General features: G+C 49.0%; 31 protein-coding genes, 1 tRNA gene and 3 rRNA genes. 6 read left to right on the top strand and 29 right to left on the bottom strand.

Translation table 11 applies throughout. The features are described 5' to 3' along the window. Positions 1-43: 43 nt before the first annotated feature. The 4 genes from rrf to AB8809_RS02315 all read right to left on the bottom strand — a co-directional run bounded on the left by rrf (position 44) and on the right by AB8809_RS02315 (position 5,161). A 5S ribosomal RNA gene (gene rrf / locus AB8809_RS02330) occupies positions 44-159 on the bottom strand. Between the two features lie 134 nt (positions 160-293). Next, positions 294-3,200 (bottom strand): 23S ribosomal RNA (locus AB8809_RS02325). A gap of 259 nt (positions 3,201-3,459) precedes the next feature. Then, positions 3,460-3,535 (bottom strand) — tRNA-Glu (locus tag AB8809_RS02320). 86 nt (positions 3,536-3,621) lie between these two features. Then, positions 3,622-5,161: ribosomal RNA gene (locus AB8809_RS02315) — 16S ribosomal RNA — on the bottom strand. Together the 16S, 23S and 5S rRNA genes with 1 tRNA gene alongside form the textbook arrangement of a ribosomal RNA operon. 486 nt (positions 5,162-5,647) lie before the next feature. Between AB8809_RS02315 and AB8809_RS02310 the strand changes: the two genes are divergently transcribed. Continuing rightward, complete coding sequence (locus tag AB8809_RS02310) at positions 5,648-6,196, top strand: gamma carbonic anhydrase family protein (RefSeq protein WP_181830642.1); 549 nt, start codon at positions 5,648-5,650, stop codon at positions 6,194-6,196. Here AB8809_RS02310 and AB8809_RS02305 read toward each other — a convergent pair. Genes AB8809_RS02305 through dprA form a run of 6 tightly spaced genes read right to left on the bottom strand, consistent with a single transcriptional unit; the run spans position 6,181 to position 9,988 of the window. Then, a complete protein-coding gene (locus AB8809_RS02305) occupies positions 6,181-6,438 on the bottom strand; it encodes a DUF1488 domain-containing protein (RefSeq protein WP_015841909.1) in 258 nt (85 codons plus the stop codon). The two genes, AB8809_RS02310 and AB8809_RS02305, sit on opposite strands and share 16 nt — an antisense overlap. Beyond that, complete coding sequence (aroE, locus tag AB8809_RS02300; RefSeq protein WP_349855963.1) at positions 6,435-7,262, bottom strand: shikimate dehydrogenase; 828 nt, start codon at positions 7,260-7,262, stop codon at positions 6,435-6,437. Before aroE ends, AB8809_RS02305 begins: the two co-directional genes overlap by 4 nt. 19 nt (positions 7,263-7,281) lie before the next feature. Beyond that, complete coding sequence (gene tsaC, locus AB8809_RS02295) at positions 7,282-7,851, bottom strand: L-threonylcarbamoyladenylate synthase type 1 TsaC (protein WP_256554241.1); 570 nt, start codon at positions 7,849-7,851, stop codon at positions 7,282-7,284. Then, positions 7,844-8,401 carry a topoisomerase DNA-binding C4 zinc finger domain-containing protein gene (locus AB8809_RS02290; RefSeq protein ID WP_181846217.1) on the bottom strand — a complete coding sequence of 186 codons (558 nt, stop codon included), beginning with the start codon at positions 8,399-8,401 and terminating at the stop codon, positions 7,844-7,846. The genes tsaC and AB8809_RS02290 overlap by 8 nt, the downstream gene beginning before the upstream one ends. Before the next feature lie 20 nt (positions 8,402-8,421). After that, positions 8,422-8,895 carry a DUF494 family protein Smg gene (gene smg / locus AB8809_RS02285; protein WP_015841913.1) on the bottom strand — a complete coding sequence of 158 codons (474 nt, stop codon included), beginning with the start codon at positions 8,893-8,895 and terminating at the stop codon, positions 8,422-8,424. Further along, the gene (gene dprA, locus AB8809_RS02280) at positions 8,867-9,988 is read right to left on the bottom strand and encodes a DNA-protecting protein DprA (protein ID WP_349855962.1); all 1,122 of its coding nucleotides are present in this window, start codon (positions 9,986-9,988) and stop codon (positions 8,867-8,869) included. The genes smg and dprA overlap by 29 nt, the downstream gene beginning before the upstream one ends. Before the next feature lie 128 nt (positions 9,989-10,116). Between dprA and def the strand changes: the two genes are divergently transcribed. The 5 genes from def (at position 10,117) to mscL (ending at position 14,892) form a co-directional block, all read left to right on the top strand. Beyond that, complete coding sequence (gene def / locus AB8809_RS02275) at positions 10,117-10,629, top strand: peptide deformylase (RefSeq protein WP_015841915.1); 513 nt, start codon at positions 10,117-10,119, stop codon at positions 10,627-10,629. A gap of 23 nt (positions 10,630-10,652) precedes the next feature. Beyond that, the gene (gene fmt / locus AB8809_RS02270) at positions 10,653-11,600 is read left to right on the top strand and encodes a methionyl-tRNA formyltransferase (protein WP_349855961.1); all 948 of its coding nucleotides are present in this window, start codon (positions 10,653-10,655) and stop codon (positions 11,598-11,600) included. Positions 11,601-11,666: 66 nt separating this feature from the next. Beyond that, complete coding sequence (gene rsmB / locus AB8809_RS02265; RefSeq protein WP_349855960.1) at positions 11,667-12,956, top strand: 16S rRNA (cytosine(967)-C(5))-methyltransferase RsmB; 1,290 nt, start codon at positions 11,667-11,669, stop codon at positions 12,954-12,956. 56 nt (positions 12,957-13,012) lie between these two features. Continuing rightward, the gene (gene trkA, locus AB8809_RS02260; RefSeq protein ID WP_015841918.1) at positions 13,013-14,389 is read left to right on the top strand and encodes a Trk system potassium transporter TrkA; all 1,377 of its coding nucleotides are present in this window, start codon (positions 13,013-13,015) and stop codon (positions 14,387-14,389) included. An 89-nt stretch (positions 14,390-14,478) separates the two neighbouring features. Further along, the gene (gene mscL, locus AB8809_RS02255; RefSeq protein WP_015841919.1) at positions 14,479-14,892 is read left to right on the top strand and encodes a large-conductance mechanosensitive channel protein MscL; all 414 of its coding nucleotides are present in this window, start codon (positions 14,479-14,481) and stop codon (positions 14,890-14,892) included. Positions 14,893-14,922: 30 nt separating this feature from the next. On the opposite strand, the gene AB8809_RS02250 is transcribed toward mscL, so the two are convergent. From AB8809_RS02250 to rplN, 19 genes are all read right to left on the bottom strand, one after another. Beyond that, positions 14,923-15,135, bottom strand: a complete 213-nt coding sequence (locus AB8809_RS02250; RefSeq protein ID WP_015841920.1) for an alternative ribosome-rescue factor A — start codon at positions 15,133-15,135, stop codon at positions 14,923-14,925. Between the two features lie 117 nt (positions 15,136-15,252). Beyond that, entirely contained in the window at positions 15,253-15,612 is a 360-nt protein-coding gene (locus AB8809_RS02245) for a DUF1992 domain-containing protein (RefSeq protein ID WP_349855959.1), read from the bottom strand. A gap of 90 nt (positions 15,613-15,702) precedes the next feature. After that, on the bottom strand, positions 15,703-16,095 hold the full coding sequence (gene rplQ / locus AB8809_RS02240) for a 50S ribosomal protein L17 (RefSeq protein ID WP_005970246.1): 393 nt from the start codon (positions 16,093-16,095) through the stop codon (positions 15,703-15,705). Positions 16,096-16,135: 40 nt separating this feature from the next. Further along, a complete protein-coding gene (gene rpoA / locus AB8809_RS02235; protein ID WP_005970247.1) occupies positions 16,136-17,125 on the bottom strand; it encodes a DNA-directed RNA polymerase subunit alpha in 990 nt (329 codons plus the stop codon). A 25-nt stretch (positions 17,126-17,150) separates the two neighbouring features. Next, positions 17,151-17,771, bottom strand: a complete 621-nt coding sequence (gene rpsD, locus AB8809_RS02230; RefSeq protein WP_010286047.1) for a 30S ribosomal protein S4 — start codon at positions 17,769-17,771, stop codon at positions 17,151-17,153. Between the two features lie 30 nt (positions 17,772-17,801). Beyond that, on the bottom strand, positions 17,802-18,191 hold the full coding sequence (rpsK, locus tag AB8809_RS02225; RefSeq protein ID WP_002919257.1) for a 30S ribosomal protein S11: 390 nt from the start codon (positions 18,189-18,191) through the stop codon (positions 17,802-17,804). Between the two features lie 16 nt (positions 18,192-18,207). Beyond that, positions 18,208-18,564, bottom strand: a complete 357-nt coding sequence (gene rpsM, locus AB8809_RS02220; RefSeq protein ID WP_010286058.1) for a 30S ribosomal protein S13 — start codon at positions 18,562-18,564, stop codon at positions 18,208-18,210. 146 nt (positions 18,565-18,710) lie between these two features. Continuing rightward, positions 18,711-18,827 carry a 50S ribosomal protein L36 gene (gene rpmJ, locus AB8809_RS02215; protein ID WP_002227352.1) on the bottom strand — a complete coding sequence of 39 codons (117 nt, stop codon included), beginning with the start codon at positions 18,825-18,827 and terminating at the stop codon, positions 18,711-18,713. 33 nt (positions 18,828-18,860) lie between these two features. After that, a complete protein-coding gene (secY, locus tag AB8809_RS02210) occupies positions 18,861-20,192 on the bottom strand; it encodes a preprotein translocase subunit SecY (RefSeq protein WP_005970255.1) in 1,332 nt (443 codons plus the stop codon). Between the two features lie 7 nt (positions 20,193-20,199). Then, positions 20,200-20,634, bottom strand: coding sequence for a 50S ribosomal protein L15 (gene rplO / locus AB8809_RS02205; RefSeq protein WP_015841922.1), 435 nt, complete (start codon positions 20,632-20,634; stop codon positions 20,200-20,202). Positions 20,635-20,637: 3 nt separating this feature from the next. Beyond that, positions 20,638-20,817, bottom strand: coding sequence for a 50S ribosomal protein L30 (rpmD, locus tag AB8809_RS02200; protein WP_004846568.1), 180 nt, complete (start codon positions 20,815-20,817; stop codon positions 20,638-20,640). A gap of 5 nt (positions 20,818-20,822) precedes the next feature. Continuing rightward, the gene (rpsE, locus tag AB8809_RS02195) at positions 20,823-21,323 is read right to left on the bottom strand and encodes a 30S ribosomal protein S5 (RefSeq protein WP_005970257.1); all 501 of its coding nucleotides are present in this window, start codon (positions 21,321-21,323) and stop codon (positions 20,823-20,825) included. Between the two features lie 14 nt (positions 21,324-21,337). Further along, positions 21,338-21,691, bottom strand: a complete 354-nt coding sequence (gene rplR / locus AB8809_RS02190) for a 50S ribosomal protein L18 (RefSeq protein WP_010286111.1) — start codon at positions 21,689-21,691, stop codon at positions 21,338-21,340. A gap of 9 nt (positions 21,692-21,700) precedes the next feature. Beyond that, positions 21,701-22,234, bottom strand: coding sequence for a 50S ribosomal protein L6 (rplF, locus tag AB8809_RS02185; RefSeq protein ID WP_015841923.1), 534 nt, complete (start codon positions 22,232-22,234; stop codon positions 21,701-21,703). 12 nt (positions 22,235-22,246) lie between these two features. Continuing rightward, on the bottom strand, positions 22,247-22,639 hold the full coding sequence (gene rpsH / locus AB8809_RS02180) for a 30S ribosomal protein S8 (protein WP_005970261.1): 393 nt from the start codon (positions 22,637-22,639) through the stop codon (positions 22,247-22,249). 33 nt (positions 22,640-22,672) lie between these two features. Next, positions 22,673-22,978 carry a 30S ribosomal protein S14 gene (gene rpsN, locus AB8809_RS02175; protein ID WP_010286114.1) on the bottom strand — a complete coding sequence of 102 codons (306 nt, stop codon included), beginning with the start codon at positions 22,976-22,978 and terminating at the stop codon, positions 22,673-22,675. Between the two features lie 13 nt (positions 22,979-22,991). Continuing rightward, positions 22,992-23,531, bottom strand: a complete 540-nt coding sequence (gene rplE, locus AB8809_RS02170) for a 50S ribosomal protein L5 (protein ID WP_005970265.1) — start codon at positions 23,529-23,531, stop codon at positions 22,992-22,994. A gap of 14 nt (positions 23,532-23,545) precedes the next feature. After that, positions 23,546-23,860, bottom strand: a complete 315-nt coding sequence (gene rplX, locus AB8809_RS02165) for a 50S ribosomal protein L24 (protein WP_015841924.1) — start codon at positions 23,858-23,860, stop codon at positions 23,546-23,548. Between the two features lie 10 nt (positions 23,861-23,870). Beyond that, positions 23,871-24,242 (bottom strand): 50S ribosomal protein L14, encoded by a 372-nt coding sequence (gene rplN / locus AB8809_RS02160; protein WP_000613954.1) that lies wholly within the window; start codon positions 24,240-24,242, stop codon positions 23,871-23,873. Between the last annotated feature and the right edge of the window lie 24 nt (positions 24,243-24,266).

Here is a 24,266-nt window from a genome sequence, read left to right as displayed (position 1 = left end):
AAAAAGCCCCTGTCTTCCGACAGGGGCTTTCCACTTGTTTGATGCCTGGCAGTTCCCTACTCTCACATGGGGAAGCCCCACACTACCATCGGCGCTACGGCGTTTCACTTCTGAGTTCGGCATGGGGTCAGGTGGGACCACCGCGCTATCGCCGCCAGGCAAATTCTGTTTTATTCCGACCGTTACTTAACATGACTTTTTTCTTTGTCATCTCCGTAACCATCAGAACCAATCTTTGAACAAGCTGAATATCGTTCTCTATGAGTCGTCTCACAAAACACCTTCGGTGTTGTAAGGTTAAGCCTCTCGGGTCATTAGTACTGGTTAGCTCAACGTATCGCTACGCTTACACACCCAGCCTATCTACGTCGTCGTCTTCAACGGCCCTTCAGGGGCATCTAGTGCCCAGGGAAGACTCATCTCGAGGCAAGTTTCCCGCTTAGATGCTTTCAGCGGTTATCTCTTCCGCACTTAGCTACCGGGCAATGCAATTGGCATCACAACCCGTACACCAGTGGTGCGTTCACTCCGGTCCTCTCGTACTAGGAGCAACCCCTCTCAATCTTCCAACGCCCACGGCAGATAGGGACCGAACTGTCTCACGACGTTCTAAACCCAGCTCGCGTACCACTTTAAATGGCGAACAGCCATACCCTTGGGACCTACTTCAGCCCCAGGATGTGATGAGCCGACATCGAGGTGCCAAACACCGCCGTCGATATGAACTCTTGGGCGGTATCAGCCTGTTATCCCCGGAGTACCTTTTATCCGTTGAGCGATGGCCCTTCCATTCAGAACCACCGGATCACTAAGACCTGCTTTCGCACCTGCTCGAGCTGTCACTCTCGCAGTCAAGCTAGCTTATGCCTTTGCACTAACCTCCTGATGTCCGACCAGGATTAGCTAACCTTCGTGCTCCTCCGTTACGCTTTGGGAGGAGACCGCCCCAGTCAAACTACCCACCAGACACTGTCCGCAACCCGGATTACGGGTCTACGTTAGAACATCAAACATTAAAGGGTGGTATTTCAAGGTTGGCTCCATGCAGACTGGCGTCCACACTTCAAAGCCTCCCACCTATCCTACACATCAAGGCTCAAGGTTCAGTGTCAAGCTATAGTAAAGGTTCACGGGGTCTTTCCGTCTTGCCGCGGGTACACTGCATCTTCACAGCGAGTTCAATTTCACTGAGTCTCGGGTGGAGACAGCCTGGCCATCATTACGCCATTCGTGCAGGTCGGAACTTACCCGACAAGGAATTTCGCTACCTTAGGACCGTTATAGTTACGGCCGCCGTTTACCGGGGCTTCGATCAAGAGCTTCGCCTTGCGGCTGACCCCATCAATTAACCTTCCGGCACCGGGCAGGCGTCACACCGTATACGTCCACTTTCGTGTTTGCACAGTGCTGTGTTTTTATTAAACAGTTGCAGCCAGCTGGTATCTTCGACTGATTTCAGCTCCATGAGCAAGTCACTTCACTTACCATCAGCGTGCCTTCTCCCGAAGTTACGGCACCATTTTGCCTAGTTCCTTCACCCGAGTTCTCTCAAGCGCCTGAGTATTCTCTACCTGACCACCTGTGTCGGTTTGGGGTACGATTCGGTGTTACCTGGAGCTTAGAGGCTTTTCCTGGAAGCGTAGCATCAGTTACTTCATCACCGTAGTGACTCGTCATCACGCCTCAGTGTTAATGATGACCCGGATTTACCAAAGTCACCCACCTTCACGCTTAAACCGGGACAACCGTCGCCCGGATAACCTAGCTTTCTCCGTCCCCCCTTCGCAGTAACACCCAGTACAGGAATATTAACCTGTTTCCCATCGACTACGCTTTTCAGCCTCGCCTTAGGGGTCGACTCACCCTGCCCCGATTAACGTTGGACAGGAACCCTTGGTCTTCCGGCGTGCGGGTTTTTCACCCGCATTATCGTTACTTATGTCAGCATTCGCACTTCTGATACCTCCAGCAACCCTCACAGGCCACCTTCGCAGGCTTACAGAACGCTCCCCTACCCAACAACACTAAGTGTCGCTGCCGCAGCTTCGGTGCATGGTTTAGCCCCGTTACATCTTCCGCGCAGGCCGACTCGACCAGTGAGCTATTACGCTTTCTTTAAATGATGGCTGCTTCTAAGCCAACATCCTGGCTGTCTATGCCTTCCCACATCGTTTCCCACTTAACCATGACTTTGGGACCTTAGCTGGCGGTCTGGGTTGTTTCCCTCTTCACGACGAACGTTAGCACCCGCCGTGTGTCTCCCGTGATAACATTCTTCGGTATTCGTAGTTTGCATCGGGTTGGTAAGTCGGGATGACCCCCTAGCCGAAACAGTGCTCTACCCCCGAAGATGAGTTCACGAGGCGCTACCTAAATAGCTTTCGGGGAGAACCAGCTATCTCCCGGTTTGATTGGCCTTTCACCCCCAGCCACAAGTCATCCGCTAATTTTTCAACATTAGTCGGTTCGGTCCTCCAGTTAGTGTTACCCAACCTTCAACCTGCCCATGGCTAGATCACCGGGTTTCGGGTCTATACCCTGCAACTTAACGCCCAGTTAAGACTCGGTTTCCCTGCGGCTCCCCTATTCGGTTAACCTTGCTACAGAATATAAGTCGCTGACCCATTATACAAAAGGTACGCAGTCACACCCCGAAGGATGCTCCCACTGCTTGTACGTACACGGTTTCAGGTTCTATTTCACTCCCCTCGCCGGGGTTCTTTTCGCCTTTCCCTCACGGTACTGGTTCACTATCGGTCAGTCAGGAGTATTTAGCCTTGGAGGATGGTCCCCCCATATTCAGACAGGATGTCACGTGTCCCGCCCTACTCATCGAACTCACAACTTGTGCATTTTTGTGTACGGGACTATCACCCTTTACTGTGCGACTTTCCAGACGCTTCCACTAACACACAAACTGATTCAGGTTCTGGGCTCTTCCCCGTTCGCTCGCCGCTACTGGGGGAATCTCGGTTGATTTCTTTTCCTCGGGGTACTGAGATGTTTCAGTTCCCCCGGTTCGCCTCATTACGCTATGTATTCACATAATGATAGTGTGTCGAAACACACTGGGTTTCCCCATTCGGGTATCGTCGGGTATAACGCTTCATATCAGCTTACCGACGCTTATCGCAGATTAGCACGCCCTTCATCGCCTCTGACTGCCTAGGCATCCACCGTGTACGCTTAGTCGCTTAACCTCACAACCCGAAGGTGTCTTTGATAAATCAAAGTCACTGTCGCGCTGCGATTATTTGAGAGACTCATTGACAGACTGCATCGCCATCGACACCCAAAGGTATCAACGCACGTTCAGCTGTCATGTTTCAATTTTCAGCTTGTTCCAGATTGTTAAAGAGCAATATCTTAAACCCTGACTATTGCTAATCAGTTTTAAGATATGAGGTAAGTAGTTGACTTACTGAAGACCCCCGCTTTCACCGGAATGGTCGGATGCGCTGGCGTCCCCTAGGGGATTCGAACCCCTGTTACCGCCGTGAAAGGGCGGTGTCCTAGGCCTCTAGACGAAGGGGACACGACACCGTACTTTGTTGACGCTTTTGCTCATTATTTTCATCAGACAATCTGTGTGAGCACTTCACTTAACACACATCTTCTTGGTAAGGAGGTGATCCAACCGCAGGTTCCCCTACGGTTACCTTGTTACGACTTCACCCCAGTCATGAATCACAAAGTGGTAAGCGCCCTCCCGAAGGTTAAGCTACCTACTTCTTTTGCAACCCACTCCCATGGTGTGACGGGCGGTGTGTACAAGGCCCGGGAACGTATTCACCGTAGCATTCTGATCTACGATTACTAGCGATTCCGACTTCATGGAGTCGAGTTGCAGACTCCAATCCGGACTACGACGTACTTTATGAGGTCCGCTTGCTCTCGCGAGGTCGCTTCTCTTTGTATACGCCATTGTAGCACGTGTGTAGCCCTACTCGTAAGGGCCATGATGACTTGACGTCATCCCCACCTTCCTCCAGTTTATCACTGGCAGTCTCCTTTGAGTTCCCGGCCGAACCGCTGGCAACAAAGGATAAGGGTTGCGCTCGTTGCGGGACTTAACCCAACATTTCACAACACGAGCTGACGACAGCCATGCAGCACCTGTCTCAGAGTTCCCGAAGGCACCAAAGCATCTCTGCTAAGTTCTCTGGATGTCAAGAGTAGGTAAGGTTCTTCGCGTTGCATCGAATTAAACCACATGCTCCACCGCTTGTGCGGGCCCCCGTCAATTCATTTGAGTTTTAACCTTGCGGCCGTACTCCCCAGGCGGTCGATTTAACGCGTTAGCTCCGGAAGCCACGCCTCAAGGGCACAACCTCCAAATCGACATCGTTTACAGCGTGGACTACCAGGGTATCTAATCCTGTTTGCTCCCCACGCTTTCGCACCTGAGCGTCAGTCTTTGTCCAGGGGGCCGCCTTCGCCACCGGTATTCCTCCAGATCTCTACGCATTTCACCGCTACACCTGGAATTCTACCCCCCTCTACAAGACTCTAGCTTGCCAGTTTCAAATGCAGTTCCCAAGTTAAGCTCGGGGATTTCACATCTGACTTAACAAACCGCCTGCGTGCGCTTTACGCCCAGTCATTCCGATTAACGCTTGCACCCTCCGTATTACCGCGGCTGCTGGCACGGAGTTAGCCGGTGCTTCTTCTGCGGGTAACGTCAATCGATGAGAGTATTAATCTCACCGCCTTCCTCCCCGCTGAAAGTGCTTTACAACCCGAAGGCCTTCTTCACACACGCGGCATGGCTGCATCAGGCTTGCGCCCATTGTGCAATATTCCCCACTGCTGCCTCCCGTAGGAGTCTGGACCGTGTCTCAGTTCCAGTGTGGCTGGTCATCCTCTCAGACCAGCTAGGGATCGTCGCCTAGGTGAGCCATTACCTCACCTACTAGCTAATCCCATCTGGGCACATCTGATGGCAAGAGGCCCGAAGGTCCCCCTCTTTGGTCCGAAGACGTTATGCGGTATTAGCTACCGTTTCCAGTAGTTATCCCCCTCCATCAGGCAGTTTCCCAGACATTACTCACCCGTCCGCCGCTCGTCACCCGAGAGCAAGCTCTCTGTGCTACCGCTCGACTTGCATGTGTTAGGCCTGCCGCCAGCGTTCAATCTGAGCCATGATCAAACTCTTCAATTTAAGATTTGTTTGATTTGCTGAACTCGTCAGCGATGCTCAAAGAATTAAAACTGTTTATTCGTAATGAATTTACTGTTGTTCACTCTTCAAGACTTTTTATATCGTTAAGATACGGTCTTGTGAGTGCCCACACAGATTGTCTGATTAAATTGTTAAAGAGCAGTGCGTTGCAGCCTTAACCGCTTCGCGAGGTGGCGTATATTACGCTTTTCACCTTCAGAGTCAACGCTTATTTTAAAGCGTTTTCTCTTTCTTTACCGACCCGGTTGTGAATCACAGCGCCGTGTCGATGGAGGCGCATTATAGGGATCCGTTTTCGTTACACAACAACTTTCTTGATCTTTTTTTCTATTCGCCTGTTTTTCGACCCTTTCGATGAGATCTTACTCGATCCACACCACTTTTCAGTTGCCGATGTCTCATATCTGTCGATATTTTGTCTGTAATGCGAATATCAGTATGTGGAAAATAACTACGAGGTTGTCGATGAGTGCAAAAACATTCCGTCGTTATAACGGCATTTCTCCCGTTTTAGGCGAAAGAGTCATGGTCGATCACTCCAGCGTGGTGATTGGCAAAGTAACACTAGGCGATGATGTTGGTATCTGGCCCCTTGTCGCCATACGCGGTGATGTTAACTACATTACGATCGGCGCCCGAAGCAATATTCAGGATGGATCAGTGCTCCATATCACCCACTGTTCAGAGAAAAAACCAGAAGGTAACCCGCTTATTATTGGGGAAGATGTCACGGTGGGTCATAAAGCGATGCTGCACGGTTGCCGAATAGGAAATCGGGTTCTGGTAGGAATGGGGTCAATACTTCTGGATGGCGCCATTGTTGAAGATGATGTCATGATTGGTGCTGGTAGCCTGGTCCCTCCAGGAAAACGACTAGAAAAGGGACATCTATACCTCGGCAGCCCAGTCAAAAAAATTAGACCACTGACACAAGAAGAAATAGAAGGATTAATTTACTCGGCAAACAACTATGTTCGTTGGAAAGATGAATATCTCGCTCAGGACAACGAGTAGTAACCTTCATCATCCCATTCTTCAGCAACGATCATTTTCTCCAGTTCATCTTCAAGGTCCCATCGATATTCCCTGAACAGTGACAGCCACTGTTCAGGGCTATTACCACCATAGCGTTGCTGAAGCAGCTCTGCGCTCACTAAGCATTCCTGCTGAAAGCCATTCACTAAAACAGGGCAACGGATCGCCATGGCCTTATCATCCCAACTTTCACGATCTGGGAACTGGATCGCCTGATTCACGTCGCAAGATCCTGCTTTAGCAAAGCAATTACTGGTTCTACATCTGGCATCACCCCATGCCAAATCTTAAACGCATGTGCCGCTTGCCCCACCAACATTCCCAAACCATCTGCATAGTGGATAGCACCATGCTGTACGCACCATGACAAAAAAGGTGTCAGTTGTGGCAGATAGAACATGTCATAACAGCATGTTTCCGGTGAAATGAGTTCTGGCGGTAAGTTAGGAATACTGTCGTACATCCCGGAAGATGTCGCGTTAATGATCAGATCGAATGATAGACCATGCAAATCGTCGAGGGAAACAGCATGAATATCTCCAATACCACTGAAGACCTTAACCAATTCATCAGCCTTGGAAAACGTCCTATTCGTCAGCACAACCGTACAGCCATAAGCCAGTAAGGGTTGGATAACCCCGCGCGCCGCGCCGCCGGCCCCCACCAGCAACACACGATCCAACGGCTTCACCAGCGCCAATCGTTGCAGATCGCTAAGTAAACCAATACCATCTGTATTATCACCAAATAGGCGACCGTCACTCAGTCTCTTCAATGTATTAACCGCCCCTGCAAGCGCCGCGCATTCGCTACGCTCATCAGCTTCGGCAAAGGCACGCTCTTTAAAGGGCGCAGTGACATTCGCACCACCAGCACCATTGAGAAAATACTGACGCAGCATTTGCTCAAAATCATCCAGAGGCGCTAAAACGCGCTCGTACGTTAACGTTATCCCCGTCTGTGCAGCAAATAGCTCATGTATGCGAGGTGATTTACTATGCGCAATCGGATTGCCAAAAACTGCAAAAGACGTTACTTCAGACACGTTCCCCTCCAACTTGCTATTACCCCTGACGAATAAGCTCGCCTGTTAATACATCCCTGATTTCGGATGGGTTCATTCTTCCGCCAACATCCCCAACTAGCACAGGAAAATCATCACCAAATTGTTGAGAAACTTCCTGAGCCGTACGGCAAGGAGGTTGACCACTTAAATTGGCGCTGGTCGACACCAACGGTTTACCGTAACGCTGGCACAGTTCTTTAACTAACGGATGGTCACTAACGCGCACAGCAAGAGAAGAAAATTGCCCCGTTAACCATTGTGGAGTCGTACGTTTTGCAGGTAATACCCAAGTAACCGGACCAGGCCATGTGGAAAACATCATCGCCTTCTGCTCATCGGATAACACGCTGTCATCAATATAAGGAGCCAGTTGGCTAAAATCTGCCGCAATCAGGATCAACCCTTTTTGCCAGGGGCGCTGCTTTAAAGCTAGCAGACGATTAACCGCCACTTCACTATCAGGATCGCAGCCCAACCCAAATACCGCCTCAGTCGGGTACGCAATAACCTGTTCATTATGTAATTCCCGTAAAACAGGAATCATTAGTTCATCAGAGACATCACTCATTCTTATCAACTTCTGCCGTTACTGGCTTTCCACATAATTTACTGGCACAAAATAGCTTGATGCCTTGTGCCGTTTTTTTCTCAAACAATAAGGCGTAATGGCAAGAAGGACATTCACCCGCTATCGGCTTATGGTTTAACGTAAACTGGCAATCGGGATAGCGATCGCAAGAATGAAATACCTTACCGTAGCGAGACTTACGCTGTAACAAGGTGCCTTCATTACACTGTGGGCATCGAATCGCCGTGTCATCAGGGCGATCGATAGTCTCAGTATGATGGCATTCAGGGTAATTGCCACAGCCGATGAACATCCCATAACGGCCTTGCCTTAGTACCAACGTCGACTGACAAAGCGGGCACTGTTGCCCATCCAACACTTTGACGATATGTCCATCAGCCTGCGCTTTCAGTGGGCGAATAAATTCGCATTCTGGATACGCAGAACAGCCTAAGAATGGGCCGTGCCGGCCAGAACGGATAACCAGCACTGACCCACAGTCTGGGCATATTTCCTGTTTTTTTTCAGCAAACAGTACGGACTTAGCCATTCGAAATGTTATCCCTCTGGCTATTGCACATAACCGTCATTGACCTCAAAGAGTAATTCTTCCATTTGCTGATAGGCATTCTCACAGCCAGGCACATTGAAAAGCACCATGAGAATGACCCACTTAAGATCTTCCAGATCAAATTCCTGCGTTTCCAATGCCATGACGCGTTCGATAACCATCTCGCGCGTTTCAAGATTCAGAACCTGAATTTGCTCAAGGAACAATAAAAAGCCACGACATTCCGCATCAAGACGCAACGTTTCATCCTGCGTGTAGATCCGCATAGCCAGAGGATCGTTCGCCAAATAAAGCGGTGCAGTCTGCCCTTCCTGAATATCGGCTAATTTTTCCAGCCAACTCAACGCGCTATAGATATCGTTACGATCAAATCCAGCGCGGGTGAGGTCATCAGTTAACGTATCCTGATCGACACGCATTTCAGTTTCATTGTGGATGTAGCTCTCAAACAAGTACATGAGTACGTCGAACATGGCCTGCCCTCCTTAATCGGACATAGCCGCCGGGTACTGCTGCGATCCATCCTGCTAACTCCAGCTCTAATAGCTTAGTGACTATCTCTGGCACAGGTTGGCCGGCACGTTCAGCGACAACGTCAACAGGTGTAACCTCATCTCCTACGTTAGCCAACACGTCGGCAAATGGCAATTCGCCATCCTCTTCTTCGTTAGAAATAGTTTGCCCGCTTTCCATTGGCAGCCACTGTAGCTCACTCACCAATTGCTCAAGAATATCCTTCGGATGTGTCACCAGACTGGCTCCTTGCTGGATCAACCAGTGCGTCCCCTCGGTCATCGGATTACCGATTGGCCCAGGCAGAGCGAAAACCTCCCGTCCTTGCTCTAAAGCATAACGCGCAGTGACCAGAGACCCGCTACGGATAGACGCCTCAATGACCAGAACGCCCAGCCCTAGCCCGCTGATAATGCGATTTCTTCTAGGGAAGTTGGTTGGGAAAGGCGGCATTGCGAGGGGAAATTCGGAGACCAGCGCGCCGCCATCGCCACAAATACGTTCGGCAAGCTTAGCGTGCCGCTTAGGATAAATATTCTCCAGTCCACTTCCCAACACAGCAATCGTTCTCCCTCCCGTATCCAAAGCAGCGCGATGAGCAATACCATCAATGCCAATTGCTAACCCACTTGTCACTGTGAGTTCATTTGCTGCAAGTTCTTGAGCAAAAAAACCTCCCCAGCGTTCGCCGTAAACACTGCTACTTCGGCTGCCAATAATCGATATTTGCGGCGATGCCAATAGCTCAGGAGAACCAGACACAAAAAGCAACAGCGGAAAATCACGAATATTGCTCAACAGAAAGGGATACAGGGCATCTTCACACGTCACGAGATGATGATTGGGATAAGACAACCAATTGAGTGTTTCTTCCAGGACCTTATGTTCATAAGAATAGAATTGTGTAATTTGAGCATCAGACAAACCTAATGTGCTCAGACTCTCATTATCGAACATATTTAAATCAATAAGCTTGCTGACAATAGCCCGAGCACGTCTGGCGCTCAGGTGCTTTACACCCGTCATACGTAGCCAAATTTCCGTTGATAGCATCAGCGTCCCTTATTCCGCTATGTTCAGATAAGTGGTGCAATTCAGTGCTGATGCTGTCAATCGGGGCAGGAAATGTCTAGAATGAGCGCTAAGACTCTCTCACTATTCAGATACAGATCTAAACATATATGGCAGTTTTGCAGGTATTACATTTCCCAGACGAGCGGCTCCGCATTACTGCGCAGCCCGTAAAAGAAGTCAATGCAGATATTCAACGTATCGTGGATGATATGTTCGATACCATGTACGAAGAAGAAGGTATTGGACTGGCCGCGACACAGGTGGATATCCATCAACGTATCATTGTTATTGACGTCTCTGAAGAACGAGACCAACGGCTGGTGCTAATCAATCCCGAACTGATTGAAAAGAGCGGCGATACTGGTATCGAAGAGGGTTGCCTGTCGATCCCTGAAACGCGCGCGCTGGTTCCTCGTGCAGAGCATGTAAAAGTGCGTGCATTGGATCGTGAAGGTAAGACGTTCGAACTTGAAGCAAGCGAGCTACTGGCCATTTGTATTCAACATGAAATGGATCACTTGGTTGGGAAACTGTTTATCGATTACCTTTCCCCACTTAAACGCCAGCGCATTCGTCAAAAACTGGAAAAACTGGCTAAGCAGAATAGCCGAGCCCGCTAATTTTCATTCTGACAGGAAGCACCGTGTCTGATTCTTTACGCATAATCTTTGCCGGCACCCCTGACTTTGCAGCGCGTCACCTTGACGCGCTTTTATCATCAGGACATGAGGTCGTTGGCGTTTTCACCCAGCCCGATCGCCCAGCAGGCAGGGGCAACAAGCTCACCCCCAGTCCGGTGAAAGTACTGGCAGAGCAACATAACATTCCCGTTTTTCAGCCTAAATCTCTGCGACCAGCAGAAAATCAGGCGATGGTTCAGGCGTTAGATGCCGATGTTATGGTCGTTGTCGCCTACGGCTTAATTCTGCCGCAGCCCGTATTATCGATGCCTCGCCTTGGCTGCATTAATGTCCACGGTTCCCTATTGCCTCTCTGGCGTGGAGCAGCTCCCATCCAGCGTGCATTGTGGGCTGGAGACAGCGAAACGGGCGTGACGATCATGCAAATGGACGTTGGACTTGATACTGGCGCAATGTTGCACAAAATTTCGTGCCCTATTCTGCCACATGATACTAGCGCCACGTTGTACGATAAACTTGCTGAACTGGGGCCACGTGGCTTATTAGAAACGCTGGAATTACTTGCTGACGGCAGCGCTGTCGCTGAAGCACAAAATGACGCCCTTGCCACCTACGCAGAAAAGCTCAGCAAAGAAGAAGCTCGTCTAAACTGGCAGTTATCTGCCGAGCAACTTGAGCGTTGTATTCGTGCTTTTAATCCTTGGCCTGTCAGCTATTTCACGGTAGATGAACAACCGGTGAAAGTCTGGAAAGCCGAGGTCATTACTACAGCGCATAGCACATTGCCCGGCACCATCCTTCAGGCAGATAAACAGGGTATTCAGGTGGCAACAGCTGCTGGTATCTTGAATATTCAGGAATTGCAGCCTGCAGGCAAAAAAGTGATGAGTGCGCAGGATCTGCTTAACTCACGTCGTGAGTGGTTCGTTCCCGGTAATACACTGGACTAATCTATTTTTCATACCGGCGTCATGCCGGTATATCCTCTCTTTTTACGTATACGTCATCGCTAACACATGAAAAGCTCATACAATCTACGCAGTATTGCCGCAAAAGTGGTGGGACAGATTCTGGATCAGGGACAGTCACTCAGTGCCTTATTACCTGTTCATCAGCGTGAAGTCTCCGAGAAAGATCGCGCACTTTTACAAGAGCTTTGCTTTGGCGTATTGCGCGTTTTACCTCAGTTGGAGTGGTGTATTCAGCAACTGATGGCAAAACCCCTGACGGGCAAACAACGCACGCTGCATTACCTCATCATGGTCGGCATTTACCAACTGCACTATACGCGAATCCCACCACATGCGGCTCTGGCAGAAACGGTAGAAGGCGCCGTCGCACTAAAACGGCCACAGCTCAAGGGGCTGATTAATGGCGTATTGCGTCAATTCCAGCGCCAACAGGAAGAGCTCATTCAGCGTGAAGCAAATCACTCATCTCACTACCTGCATCCAAGCTGGCTGCTAGCGCGTATTGAGCACGCCTATCCAAATCACTGGCAAACTATTGTTGAGGCGAATAATCAACGTCCTCCGATGTGGTTACGCGTAAATCGGTTACACCATACGCGGGAAGCGTACTTAAATTTACTGGCACAAGAGGGAATTGAAGCATTCCCTCACACTGAATTCACTGATGCGATACGGCTTGCTTCTCCTTGCGCAGTCGATCAATTACCGGGATTTTCACAAGGGTGGGCAACGGTGCAAGATGCTTCTGCCCAAGGCTGCGTCTATTGGCTCGATCCACAAGATGGCGAGCAGATCCTCGACCTCTGCGCTGCACCTGGAGGAAAAACGACGCATATTTTAGAAGCAGCGCCAAAATCTCATGTACTCGCTGTCGATATTGATGAAACCCGTTTAAGTCGAGTAAAAGAAAATTTACTTCGATTACAAATGCATGCAGAAGTGAAACAGGGCGATGGACGTTACCCCGACTCATGGTGTGAAGGGCGTATGTTTGACCGTATTCTGTTGGATGCCCCTTGTTCCGCCACAGGCGTTATTCGTCGTCATCCAGATATTAAATGGTTACGCCGGGACAGAGATATCGAGGAACTGGTTGCTCTGCAAAAAGAGATTTTTGACGCCATCTGGCCATATCTCAAAGTAGGCGGAACGATGGTCTACGCGACTTGCTCCATTCTGCCACAAGAAAACGCTCAACAAGTTACGGATTTCCTGACTCGCCATGCCGATGCAACACTGGTTGATACAGGAACACGCGAACTGCCAGGCATACAGATGCTACCTCGTGCTGATGGTGGCGATGGTTTCTTTTATGCGAAGCTGGTAAAAAACTGATATTGAACCCAGTATTGTCTGCAACAGGCAGCAATCAATAAACGGCATGGCTTATTATGAAAATTATCATCCTTGGCGCGGGTCAGGTCGGTGGAACACTGGCAGAAAATCTAGCCGGTGAAAACAATGACATCACTGTCGTTGATACTGATGCAAACCGGTTACGCCAGCTTCAGGATAAGTTTGATCTGCGCGTCGTTACGGGCTATGCCTCTCACCCGCGGGTACTGCGTGAAGCGGGAGCGGAAGATGCTGATATGCTGGTCGCCGTTACCAATTCAGATGAAACGAATATGGTCGCCTGCCAGATCGCTTATTCTCTTTTCAAAACCCCAAACCGGATTGCGCGCATTCGTGCTGCCGAATACATCCGTGAATCAGAACAGCTGTTTTTACCAGAAGCGGTTCCCATCGACCACCTGATCTCCCCAGAGCAATTGGTAATCGATAACATCTACAAACTGATCGAATATCCTGGAGCACTTCAGGTCGTCAACTTCGCTGAAGGCAAAGTGAGCCTTGCTGCGGTTAATGCCTATTATGGCGGCCCATTAGTTGGTAACGCTCTTACCTCTCTTCGTGAACACATTCCTCATGTAGAGACCCGCGTTGCGGCTATTTTTCGTCACGATCGTCCGATTCGCCCACAAGGTTCCACTATCATCGAAGCTGGTGACGAAGTGTTTTTTGTCGCGGCTTCCCAACATATTCGCGCAGTGATGAGCGAATTACAGCGCCTTGAAAAACCATATAAAAGGATCATGATCGTTGGCGGAGGTAACGTCGGCGCCGGGTTAGCCCAGCGGTTAGAAAAAGACTACAGCATCAAATTGATAGAGCGAAATGCAGATCGTGCAGCAGAACTGGCTGAGCTTCTGCAAAATACAGTGGTATTTCACGGCGATGCTTCAGACCAGGAGCTCCTTGCTGAAGAACATATTGAGCAGATTGATGTATTCATCGCCATTACCAATGATGACGAAGCGAATATTATGTCAGCGATGCTCGCCAAACGTATGGGCGCGAAAAAAGTGATGGTGCTCATCCAACGCAGGGCTTATGTCGATCTGGTCCAGGGTAGTGTCATTGATGTCGCCATCTCCCCACAGCAGGCAACAATTTCTGCCCTGCTCAGCCACGTCCGCAAGGCAGATATCGTCAGCGTATCCTCTTTGCGTCGCGGTGTAGCCGAAGCAATCGAGGCTATCGCCCACGGTGACGAGGGCACGTCGAAAGTTGTCGGAAGAATGATCGAAGATATTAAGCTTCCGCCCGGTACCACTATCGGCGCAATTGTGCGCGGTGATGACGTCATCATTGCCAATGCAAATAGCAAAATTGAGCAAGGCGATCATGTCATCATGTTCTTAGCTGACAAAAAATTTGTGCCTGATGTTGAACGACTATTTCAACCCAGCCCTTTCTTTTTGTAATGTAGAAATAGATTTATCGCGAACCGATAATCTGGCAAAGATACGGCGATTGGTTAGAATTAATTTATATTTTGGCAAGGAGAACGGATATGAGCATCATCAAAGAATTTAGAGAGTTTGCCATGCGTGGCAATGTTGTCGATTTAGCTGTGGGTGTCATTATTGGTGCTGCTTTCGGCAAAATTGTCTCTTCGCTGGTATCAGATATTATTATGCCGCCGCTTGGGCTTTTGATTGGCGGGGTCGATTTTAAACAATTCAGCCTTATTCTTCGTGATGCCCAAGGCGAAGTTCCCGCCGTTGTCATGAACTATGGCGCTTTCATTCAAAATATTTTCGACTTTGTCATCGTTGCTTTCGCGATCTTTATGGCAATTAAGCTCATGAACAAGCTGCGTCGCAAACAGGAAGATGAACCTGCCGCACCGCCTAAACCTAGTGCTGAAGAGAAGCTGCTAGCTGAGATTCGAGATTTGCTGAAAGAACAACAGCCTAAACAGTAAGAACTGAGTTTCTATTAATCTTTGACGTCGTTATACAAAAAGCAGAAAGGCCAGGGGTAAATAATCATTTGATTGCTTACCACTGGCCTCCCAACTACCTTTCTTCACATGTTTGTCTTTTCTACGATAACTTCCTTTCCCTTTTTCATTCACTTCAATACGCTGGCGAAACAGTGGGTCATGTAGCAATGCCTCAATGGCATTGTCCTGGATTTTTCCACGTTTATGACGATATGTGGTCATCATCACTCCTAAGAAAGTTTGGCTAATGGACAGTATATGTGTGTATAAATAAATCAGGCGGAGTATATAGCCGAAATGGAAAGATGAGAATAGTAATACAACGAATTCATCTGGCAATTAGAACTTTTTATTGAGCTGTATCTTGTATTCCTGATGTAGAAAATCAGTATTAACACCTTTCTGCTGCAAGCTAACTTCCAGCATGCGCAAGCGCCGAGAAATGTCCTCATATTCAGACGAGTCACGGGATACTGTTTTAATAAAGTCGGTCAGTTGTAAAGCATCTTTCCTTTCTTGAAGTTCTACAGGCAAATAACCAGCATTCTTGAGTAACCGATAGGCGGTTCTTAGCTCCTGCGGTACACCGCTATCGTCATCAAGAATTAAAGGGCTACCGGTTCCTGAAAGATTGTCAAAAACGCCGTCTTCCTGAGCCTTACGGATATGTTTTTCAACTAACTCATCAATCAACCACATGGCAATCTCTTACCCGCTTCATTAATAGAGCTTAGTTTATTTCAGATGTAAAAAAACCGGGTTTCCCCGGTTTTTTTATGCTCTTACAGATTACTCTGCAGTAGCAACTTCTTCTGTCTGAGAGACTGAGCGATCAACGAGCTCGATGTATGCCATCGGCGCATTGTCACCAGCACGGAAGCCACACTTCAGAATACGAGTGTAACCACCGGCACGGCTCGCAAAACGCGGGCCCAGTTCATTAAACAGTTTTGCCACGATCTCGTTATCACGAGTACGGGCGAATGCCAGACGACGATTAGCAACGCTGTCGGTCTTGGCAAGAGTAATCAGCGGTTCAACAACGCGACGCAGCTCTTTCGCTTTCGGCAGGGTCGTCTTGATGATTTCATGACGAACCAAAGAACTAGCCATGTTACGGAACATAGCCTGACGATGGCTGCTGTTACGGTTCAGTTGACGACCACTCTTACGATGGCGCATGACCTTATCCTTCTCAGTAAAACCTTAACCTGTGATCTGGTTACTCATCAGCAATGCTTGCCGGTGGCCAGTTTTCCAGGCGCATGCCCAGAGACAAACCACGGGAAGCCAGTACGTCTTTAATCTCAGTAAGAGATTTTTTACCCAGGTTAGGCGTTTTAAGCAGCTCAACCTCGGTACGCTGTACCAGATCACCGATGTAGTGGATAGCTTCTGCCTTAAGGCAGTTAGCAGAGCGGACAGTCAATTCCAGATCGTCAACAGGGCGCAGCAGAATCGGATCGAATTCTGGTTTCTCTTCTTTAACTTCTGGCTGACGAACATCACGTAAGTCAACAAAAGCTTCAAGTTGTTCAGCCAGAATGGTAGCCGCACGGCGGATCGCCTCTTCAGGATCGATCGTGCCATTGGTTTCCATTTCGATGACTAGCTTGTCCAAGTCAGTACGCTGTTCTACACGAGCCGCTTCAACATTGTAGGCAATACGCTCTACAGGGCTGTAGCAAGCATCAACTAACAGACGACCAATCGGGCGCTCATCTTCTTCCGTATGAATACGGGCAGATGCCGGCACATAACCACGACCACGTTGAACTTTGATACGCATGCTAATAGATGCGTTTTCATCGGTCAGATGGCAAATTAAGTGCTGCGGCTTGACGATTTCGACATCACCATCATGGATGATGTCGGCTGCAGTCACAGGGCCAATGCCAGATTTATTCAGGGTAAGAATAACTTCATCTTTGCCTTGAACTCTCACCGCCAGCCCTTTCAGGTTGAGCAGGATTTCCAGGATATCTTCCTGTACGCCTTCTTTGGTGCTGTACTCATGCAGTACACCATCAATCTCAACCTCGGTCACCGCGCAACCTGGCATGGATGAAAGCAGAATACGGCGCAGTGCGTTGCCAAGAGTATGGCCGAAGCCCCGCTCTAATGGCTCAAGGGTCACCTTGGCGTGCGTCGAACTCACTTGCTCGATATCAACCAGGCGCGGTTTTAGAAACTCTGTCACAGAACCCTGCATTGTGTCCTCTCTTTGGTACTAAGCTTTACTTGGAGTAAAGCTCGACGATCAGGTGTTCATTAATGTCCGCAGACAGATCGGTACGTTCAGGAATACGTTTGAACACACCTTCCATCTTGGCAGCATCAACTTCCAGCCAAGTTGGCTTTTCACGCTGTTCAGCCAGCTCCAGAGCGGCTTTCACGCGAGATTGCTTTTTAGCTTTCTCACGGATGCTGACTACGTCATTCGGGGATACCTGATAAGAAGCGATGCTAACAACGCGACCGTTTACCATGATAGCTTTGTGGCTTACCATCTGACGCGCCTCAGCACGAGTGGCACCAAAACCCATACGATAAACAACGTTATCCAGACGACCTTCCAGCAGTTGCAGCAGGTTTGCACCTGTGTTGCCTTTCAGACGTGCAGCTTCTTTATAATAGTTACGGAACTGACGCTCCAGAACACCGTAGATACGGCGAACTTTTTGCTTTTCACGCAACTGTACACCATAGTCAGACAGACGCGGTTTACGCGCACCGTGCTGGCCAGGAGCTTGTTCAATTTTACACTTGGAATCGATCGCACGAACACCAGACTTCAGGAACAGGTCGGTGCCTTCACGACGGCTCAGCTTGAGCTTAGGACCCAAATATCTTGCCATTTTCTTTCTCCAACAATCCTAAAAGCGGCGTTATACGCGGCGCTTTTTCGGCGGACGACAACCGTTATGAGGGATCGGAGTCACATCAGTAATATTAGTGATGCGGAAACCAGCCGCGTTCAATGCGCGGATAGTAGACTCACGGCCCGGACCAGGTCCTTTAACCATAACTTCCAGGTTCTTAATACCGTACTCTTTCACGGCCTCTGCGCAACGTTCTGCAGCTACCTGAGCAGCGAACGGCGTAGATTTACGAGAACCACGGAAGCCGGAACCACCGGCAGTTGCCCAACCCAGCGCATTACCCTGACGATCAGTAATGGTTACGATGGTGTTGTTGAAAGAAGCATGGATATGAGCCACACCGTCAGAGACTTGCTTTCTTACACGCTTACGTGCACGAATAGGTGCCTTTGCCATTATTCAATCACCCCGATTATTTCTTGATCGGTTTGCGCGGACCCTTACGGGTACGGGCGTTAGTCTTGGTACGCTGACCGCGAACCGGCAGACCACGACGATGACGCAAACCACGATAAGTACCAAGGTCCATAAGACGCTTGATGCTCAGGGTAACTTCACGACGCAGATCACCTTCTACAACAAACTTGGCAACTTCGTCACGCAGCTTATCGATTTGCTCTTCAGACAGCTCACTGATCTTAACATCTTCGGCAATTCCTGTTGCAGCACAAATAGCCTGCGAACGGGTTTTACCGATACCGAAAATCGACGTTAACGCAATAACGGTATGTTTATGATCAGGAATGTTAATGCCTGCTATACGGGCCACTATGCACTCCTACAATTTTATACAGCAACACCATTCTGAAAAGCCCGTTTTCAGGATACTCAAATAATGTTGCAGTTACATACAAAAGATTGGCTGGCTAATCTAGCCAGCTCAATCCAACTTTGCAAGAAAAATATGCGAGATAATCAGCCTTGACGCTGTTTATGCTTCGGTTCGGCACTGCAGATCACACGAACGACACCGTTACGCTTAACAATCTTACAGTTACGACATAATTTCTTGACGGAAGCACGAACTTTCATTTTTACTCTCCGTAACTTCTCAAGCTCACCTAATTAACGGTTATAGCCTTTCAGGTTTGCTTTCTTCAATGCAGACTCATATTGACTCGACATCATCAGAGTTTGCACTTGAGCCATAAAGTCCATGATGACGACAACAACGATCAATAAAGATGTACCCCCGAAATAGAAAGGTACTTTCATTGCGTCACGCATAAACTCCGGGATCAGGCAGATAAAAGTAATATACATCGCACCAATCAGAGTTAGGCGAGTCATCACTTTATCGATATATTTCGCCGTTTGCTCTCCCGGACGAATTCCTGGCACGAATGCACCGGACTTCTTCAGGTTATCTGCTGTTTCACGCGGGTTGAAAACCAACGCAGTGTAGAAGAAACAGAAGAAGATGATTGCAGACGCATAGAGTAACACATAAAGCGGTTGTCCGGGCTGCAAATACAGCGAAATAGTTGTCAGCCAGTTCCAACCGGTACCGCCCCCAAACCAAGATGCAATCGTGGCAGGGAACAGAATAATACTGGAAGCGAAGATCGCGGGAATAACCCCAGCCATATTCACCTTCAGCGGTAAATGCGTACTCTGTGCTGCATAAACACGACGACCTTGTTGACGTTTTGCATAATTAACGACGATACGACGTTGACCACGCTCAATGAAAACAACGAAGAAGGTTACTGCAAACACTAAAACTGCAACCAACAGCAACAGGAGGAAGTGCAGGTCGCCTTGCCGAGCTTGCTCGATGGTATGGCCAATGGCCGGCGGTAGGCCCGCAACAATACCAGCAAAGATTATGATCGAGATACCGTTACCGATACCACGTTCCGTAATCTGTTCTCCCAGCCACATCAGGAACATTGTCCCAGTGACCAGACTCACAACAGCGGTAAAGTAGAAAGCAAAACCTGGATTTATTACCAAGTCTTGCATTCCAGGCATATTCGGCAGACCAGTAGCAATACCGATCGACTGGAATATAGCCAATACCAAGGTACCGTAGCGGGTATACTGGCTGATCTTACGACGGCCAGCTTCCCCTTCTTTCTTTATTTCAGCCAACGCAGGATGAACCACCGTCAGCAACTGGATAATAATAGATGCCGAAATATACGGCATAATACCCAGGGCAAAGATAGAAGCACGGCTGAGAGCACCACCAGAGAACATGTTAAACATTTCAATGATGGTGCCTCGCTGCTGTTCAAGCAATTTGGCAAGCACAGTGGCATCAATACCAGGAATCGGAATAAAAGAGCCAATACGGAAAACAATTAGCGCACCGATAACAAACAAAAGTCTGCGCTTCAGTTCACCAACTCCGCCTTTAGCACTCTGAAAATCTAATCCTGGTTGTTTGGCCATCTGCTACTTATTCCTCAATTTTACCGCCAGCAGCTTCGATAGCAGCACGAGCACCTTTAGTGACACGCAGACCACGAATCGTTACCGGACGAGCAACTTCACCAGACAGAATCACTTTCGCGAATTCAATCTGAATGCCAATAACATTAGCGGCTTTCAGCGTATTCAGGTCAACTACGTCGCCTTCTACTTTAGCAAGATCAGACAGACGAACTTCTGACGTGATCATCGCTTTACGAGAAGTAAAACCGAATTTCGGCAGACGACGGTATAAAGGCATCTGACCACCTTCAAAACCACGACGTACGCCACCGCCAGAACGAGATTTCTGACCTTTGTGACCACGACCGCCAGTTTTGCCCAGGCCAGAACCAATACCACGACCTAAACGCTTCGGTGCGTGTTTAGCACCTTCGGCCGGAGACAGAGTATTTAAACGCATCTGTTACTCCTCCACTTTAACCATGTAGGAAACCGCGTTGACCATACCACGAACCGCAGGAGTATCCTCACGTTCAACAGTATGACCAATACGACGCAGACCCAGGCCAAGCAGTGTCGCCTTATGTTTCGGCAGACGACCGATTGCACTACGGGTTTGAGTGATTTTAATAGTCTTTGCCACGGTCATTACCCCAGAATTTCTTCAACGGATTTACCACGCTTGGCAGCGACCATTTCCGGGGACTTCATGTTGGCCAAACCATCAATCGTTGCACGAACCACGTTAATCGGGTTAGTGGAACCATAGGCTTTAGCCAATACGTTGTGAACCCCTGCAACTTCCAAAACGGCGCGCATTGCACCACCGGCGATAATACCGGTACCTTCGGAAGCTGGCTGCATGAACACACGAGAACCCGTGTGAGCACCTTTAACTGGGTGCTGCAGGGTGCCGTTGTTCAGCGCGACATTCATCATATTGCGACGGGCTTTTTCCATCGCTTTCTGGATCGCTGCTGGAACTTCGCGAGCTTTACCGTAACCAAAACCTACGCGGCCGTTGCCATCACCCACTACAGTCAGTGCGGTGAAGCTGAAAATACGACCACCTTTAACGGTTTTAGATACGCGATTTACCGCGATCAGCTTTTCCTGCAGTTCGCCAGCTTGTTTCTCGATGTGAGCCATCTTACACCTCTACCTTAGAACTGAAGGCCAGCTTCACGGGCAGCATCTGCCAGTGCTTGGACTCGACCATGATATTGGAAACCGGAACGGTCGAAAGAGACATCTTTGATGCCTTTTTCTAACGCGCGCTCTGCAATAGCTTTACCTATTGCGCTTGCTGCGTCTTTATTACCGGTAGACTTCAGTTGTTCAGCGATAGCTTTTTCTACAGTAGAAGCGGCTACCAGGACTTCAGAACCGTTCGGTGCAATGACCTGCGCATAAATATGGCGTGGAGTACGATGTACCACCAGACGCGTCGCACCCAGTTCCTGGAGCTTGCGGCGTGCGCGGGTCGCACGACGGATACGAGCTGCTTTCTTATCCATAGTGTTACCTTACTTCTTCTTAGCCTCTTTGGTACGCACGACTTCGTCGGCGTAACGGACACCCTTGCCTTTGTAAGGCTCAGGACGACGGTAGGCGCGTAATTCCGCAGCGACCTGACCAATAACCTGCTTATCAGCACCTTTCAGTACGATTTCAGTTTGGCTTGGGCATTCTGCAGTAATACCTGCCGGCAGTGCGTGATCTACTGGGTGAGAGAACCCAAGAGACAGGTTAACCACATTGCCTTTAACAGCAGCACGGTAACCAACACCAACCAGTTGCAGCTTCTTAGTGAAGCCTTCGGTAACACCGATAACCATTGCGTTCAACAGAGCGCGAGTGGTGCCCGCCTGGGCCCATCCGTCAACGAAACCTTCGCGCGGAGCGAAAGTCAGAGCGTTGTCAGCTTGTTTCACTTCAACAGCATCGTGGATCTTACGACTCAGCTCGCCGTTTTTACCCTTAATCGAAATATCCTGACCGTTGAGTTTTACCTCTACGCCGGCAGGAATGACGACGGGTGCTTTTGCAACACGAGACATTTTTCCTCCCGATTAAGCTACGTAGCAGATAATCTCGCCACCAAGACCAGCTTGGCGAGCTGCACGATCAGTCATAACACCTTTAGAGGTAGAAACAACTGCGATACCCAAACCGGCCATAACTTTTGGCAGCTCATCTTTTCTTTTATAGATGCGCAGACCTGGACGGCTTACTCGCTGAATGCTTTCTACCACTGCCTTGCCCTGGAAATATTTAAGTTCTAATTCCAGAACTGGCTTGGTGTCGCCTTCGATTTTGAAATCTTCAATGTAACCTTCTTCCTTCAGCACGTTGGCAATTGCCACTTTCAGCTTGGAGGAAGGCATGGTGACCGCAACTTTGTTCGCGGCTTGACCGTTACGGATACGGGTCAGCATATCCGCGATCGGATCTTGCATGCTCATCTGTCTTTACTCCCGTGATTCAATTGGTGACAATTACCAGCTAGCCTTTTTCAGACCCGGAATTTCACCGCGCATAGCGGCTTCACGGACCTTGATACGGCTCAACCCGAACTTCCGCAGGAAAGCGTGCGGACGACCAGTTTGGCGGCAGCGATTACGCTGACGAGACGGGCTGGAATCACGCGGCAGAGTCTGCAGCTTAAGAACTGCATCCCAACGATCTTCGTCGGATGAGTTCACACCAGAGATGATAGCTTTCAATTCCTCGCGTTTAGCGCGGTATTTTTCAGCCAATTTCACACGAACAACTTCGCGTGCTTTCATGGATTGCTTAGCCATTAGTAACCCTACCTTACTTGCGGAATGGGAAGTTAAAGGCGGCCAACAGCGCACGGCCTTCATCATCGGATTTCGCAGTGGTGGTAATGGTAATGTCCAAACCACGAACGCGATCGACTTTATCGTAATCGATTTCCGGGAAGATGATCTGCTCACGCACACCCATGCTGTAGTTACCACGACCATCGAATGACTTGGCGGACAAGCCACGGAAGTCACGAATACGCGGTACAGCAATGGAAATCAGACGCTCAAGGAACTCCCACATGCGTTCGCCACGCAGAGTCACTTTACAGCCGATCGGATAGCCCTGACGGATTTTGAAGCCTGCAACAGATTTGCGTGCTTTGGTGATCAACGGTTTTTGACCGGAGATTGCTGCCAGATCAGCTGCTGCGTTATCCAGCAGTTTCTTGTCAGCGATCGCTTCACCAACACCCATATTCAGGGTGATCTTCTCGACCCGAGGGACTTGCATGACAGAATTGTAGTTAAACTCAGTCATGAGTTTTTTAACTACTTCGTCTTTGTAGTAATCATGCAGTTTCGCCATCGTACTACTCCAAATTACTTGATAGTTTCGCTGTTAGATTTAAAGAAACGGACTTTTTTGCCGTCTTCGAATCTAAAGCCTACACGGTCAGCCTTACCAGTTGCCGCATTGAAGATTGCAACGTTAGAAACTTGAATTGCAGCTTCTTTTTCAACGATGCCACCTGGTTGGTTCAGGGCCGGAACCGGCTTCTGATGTTTTTTAACCAGATTAATACCTTCAACAATGACCTTACTAGCAGACAGGACATTTTTTACTTTACCGCGCTTACCTTTATCTTTGCCGGTTAGCACGATAACTTCGTCATCACGACGGATTTTCGCTGCCATGATTCGCTCCTTAAAGTACTTCTGGTGCCAGAGAGATAATTTTCATGAACTTCTCATTACGCAGTTCACGAGTTACCGGCCCAAAAATACGCGTACCGATAGGCTGTTCGCTGTTATTATTTAAAATAACGCAAGCATTGCCATCGAAGCGAATGACAGAACCGTCCGGGCGACGAACACCCTTCTTGGTGCGCACCACTACCGCCTTCAGAACATCGCCTTTTTTCACCTTACCGCGAGGAATTGCTTCCTTGATGGTAATCTTGATGATATCGCCGACGCCTGCGTAGCGACGGTGCGAGCCACCTAGAACCTTGATACACATTACGCGACGTGCACCGGAATTATCGGCCACATTCAGCATAGTCTGTTCTTGGATCATTTTAGTGCTCCGCTAATGTCAACT

Source organism: Pectobacterium aroidearum, assembly GCF_041228105.1.
Classification (GTDB): Bacteria; Pseudomonadota; Gammaproteobacteria; order Enterobacterales; family Enterobacteriaceae; genus Pectobacterium; species Pectobacterium aroidearum.
This window is presented reverse-complemented; position numbering and strand designations above follow the sequence as displayed.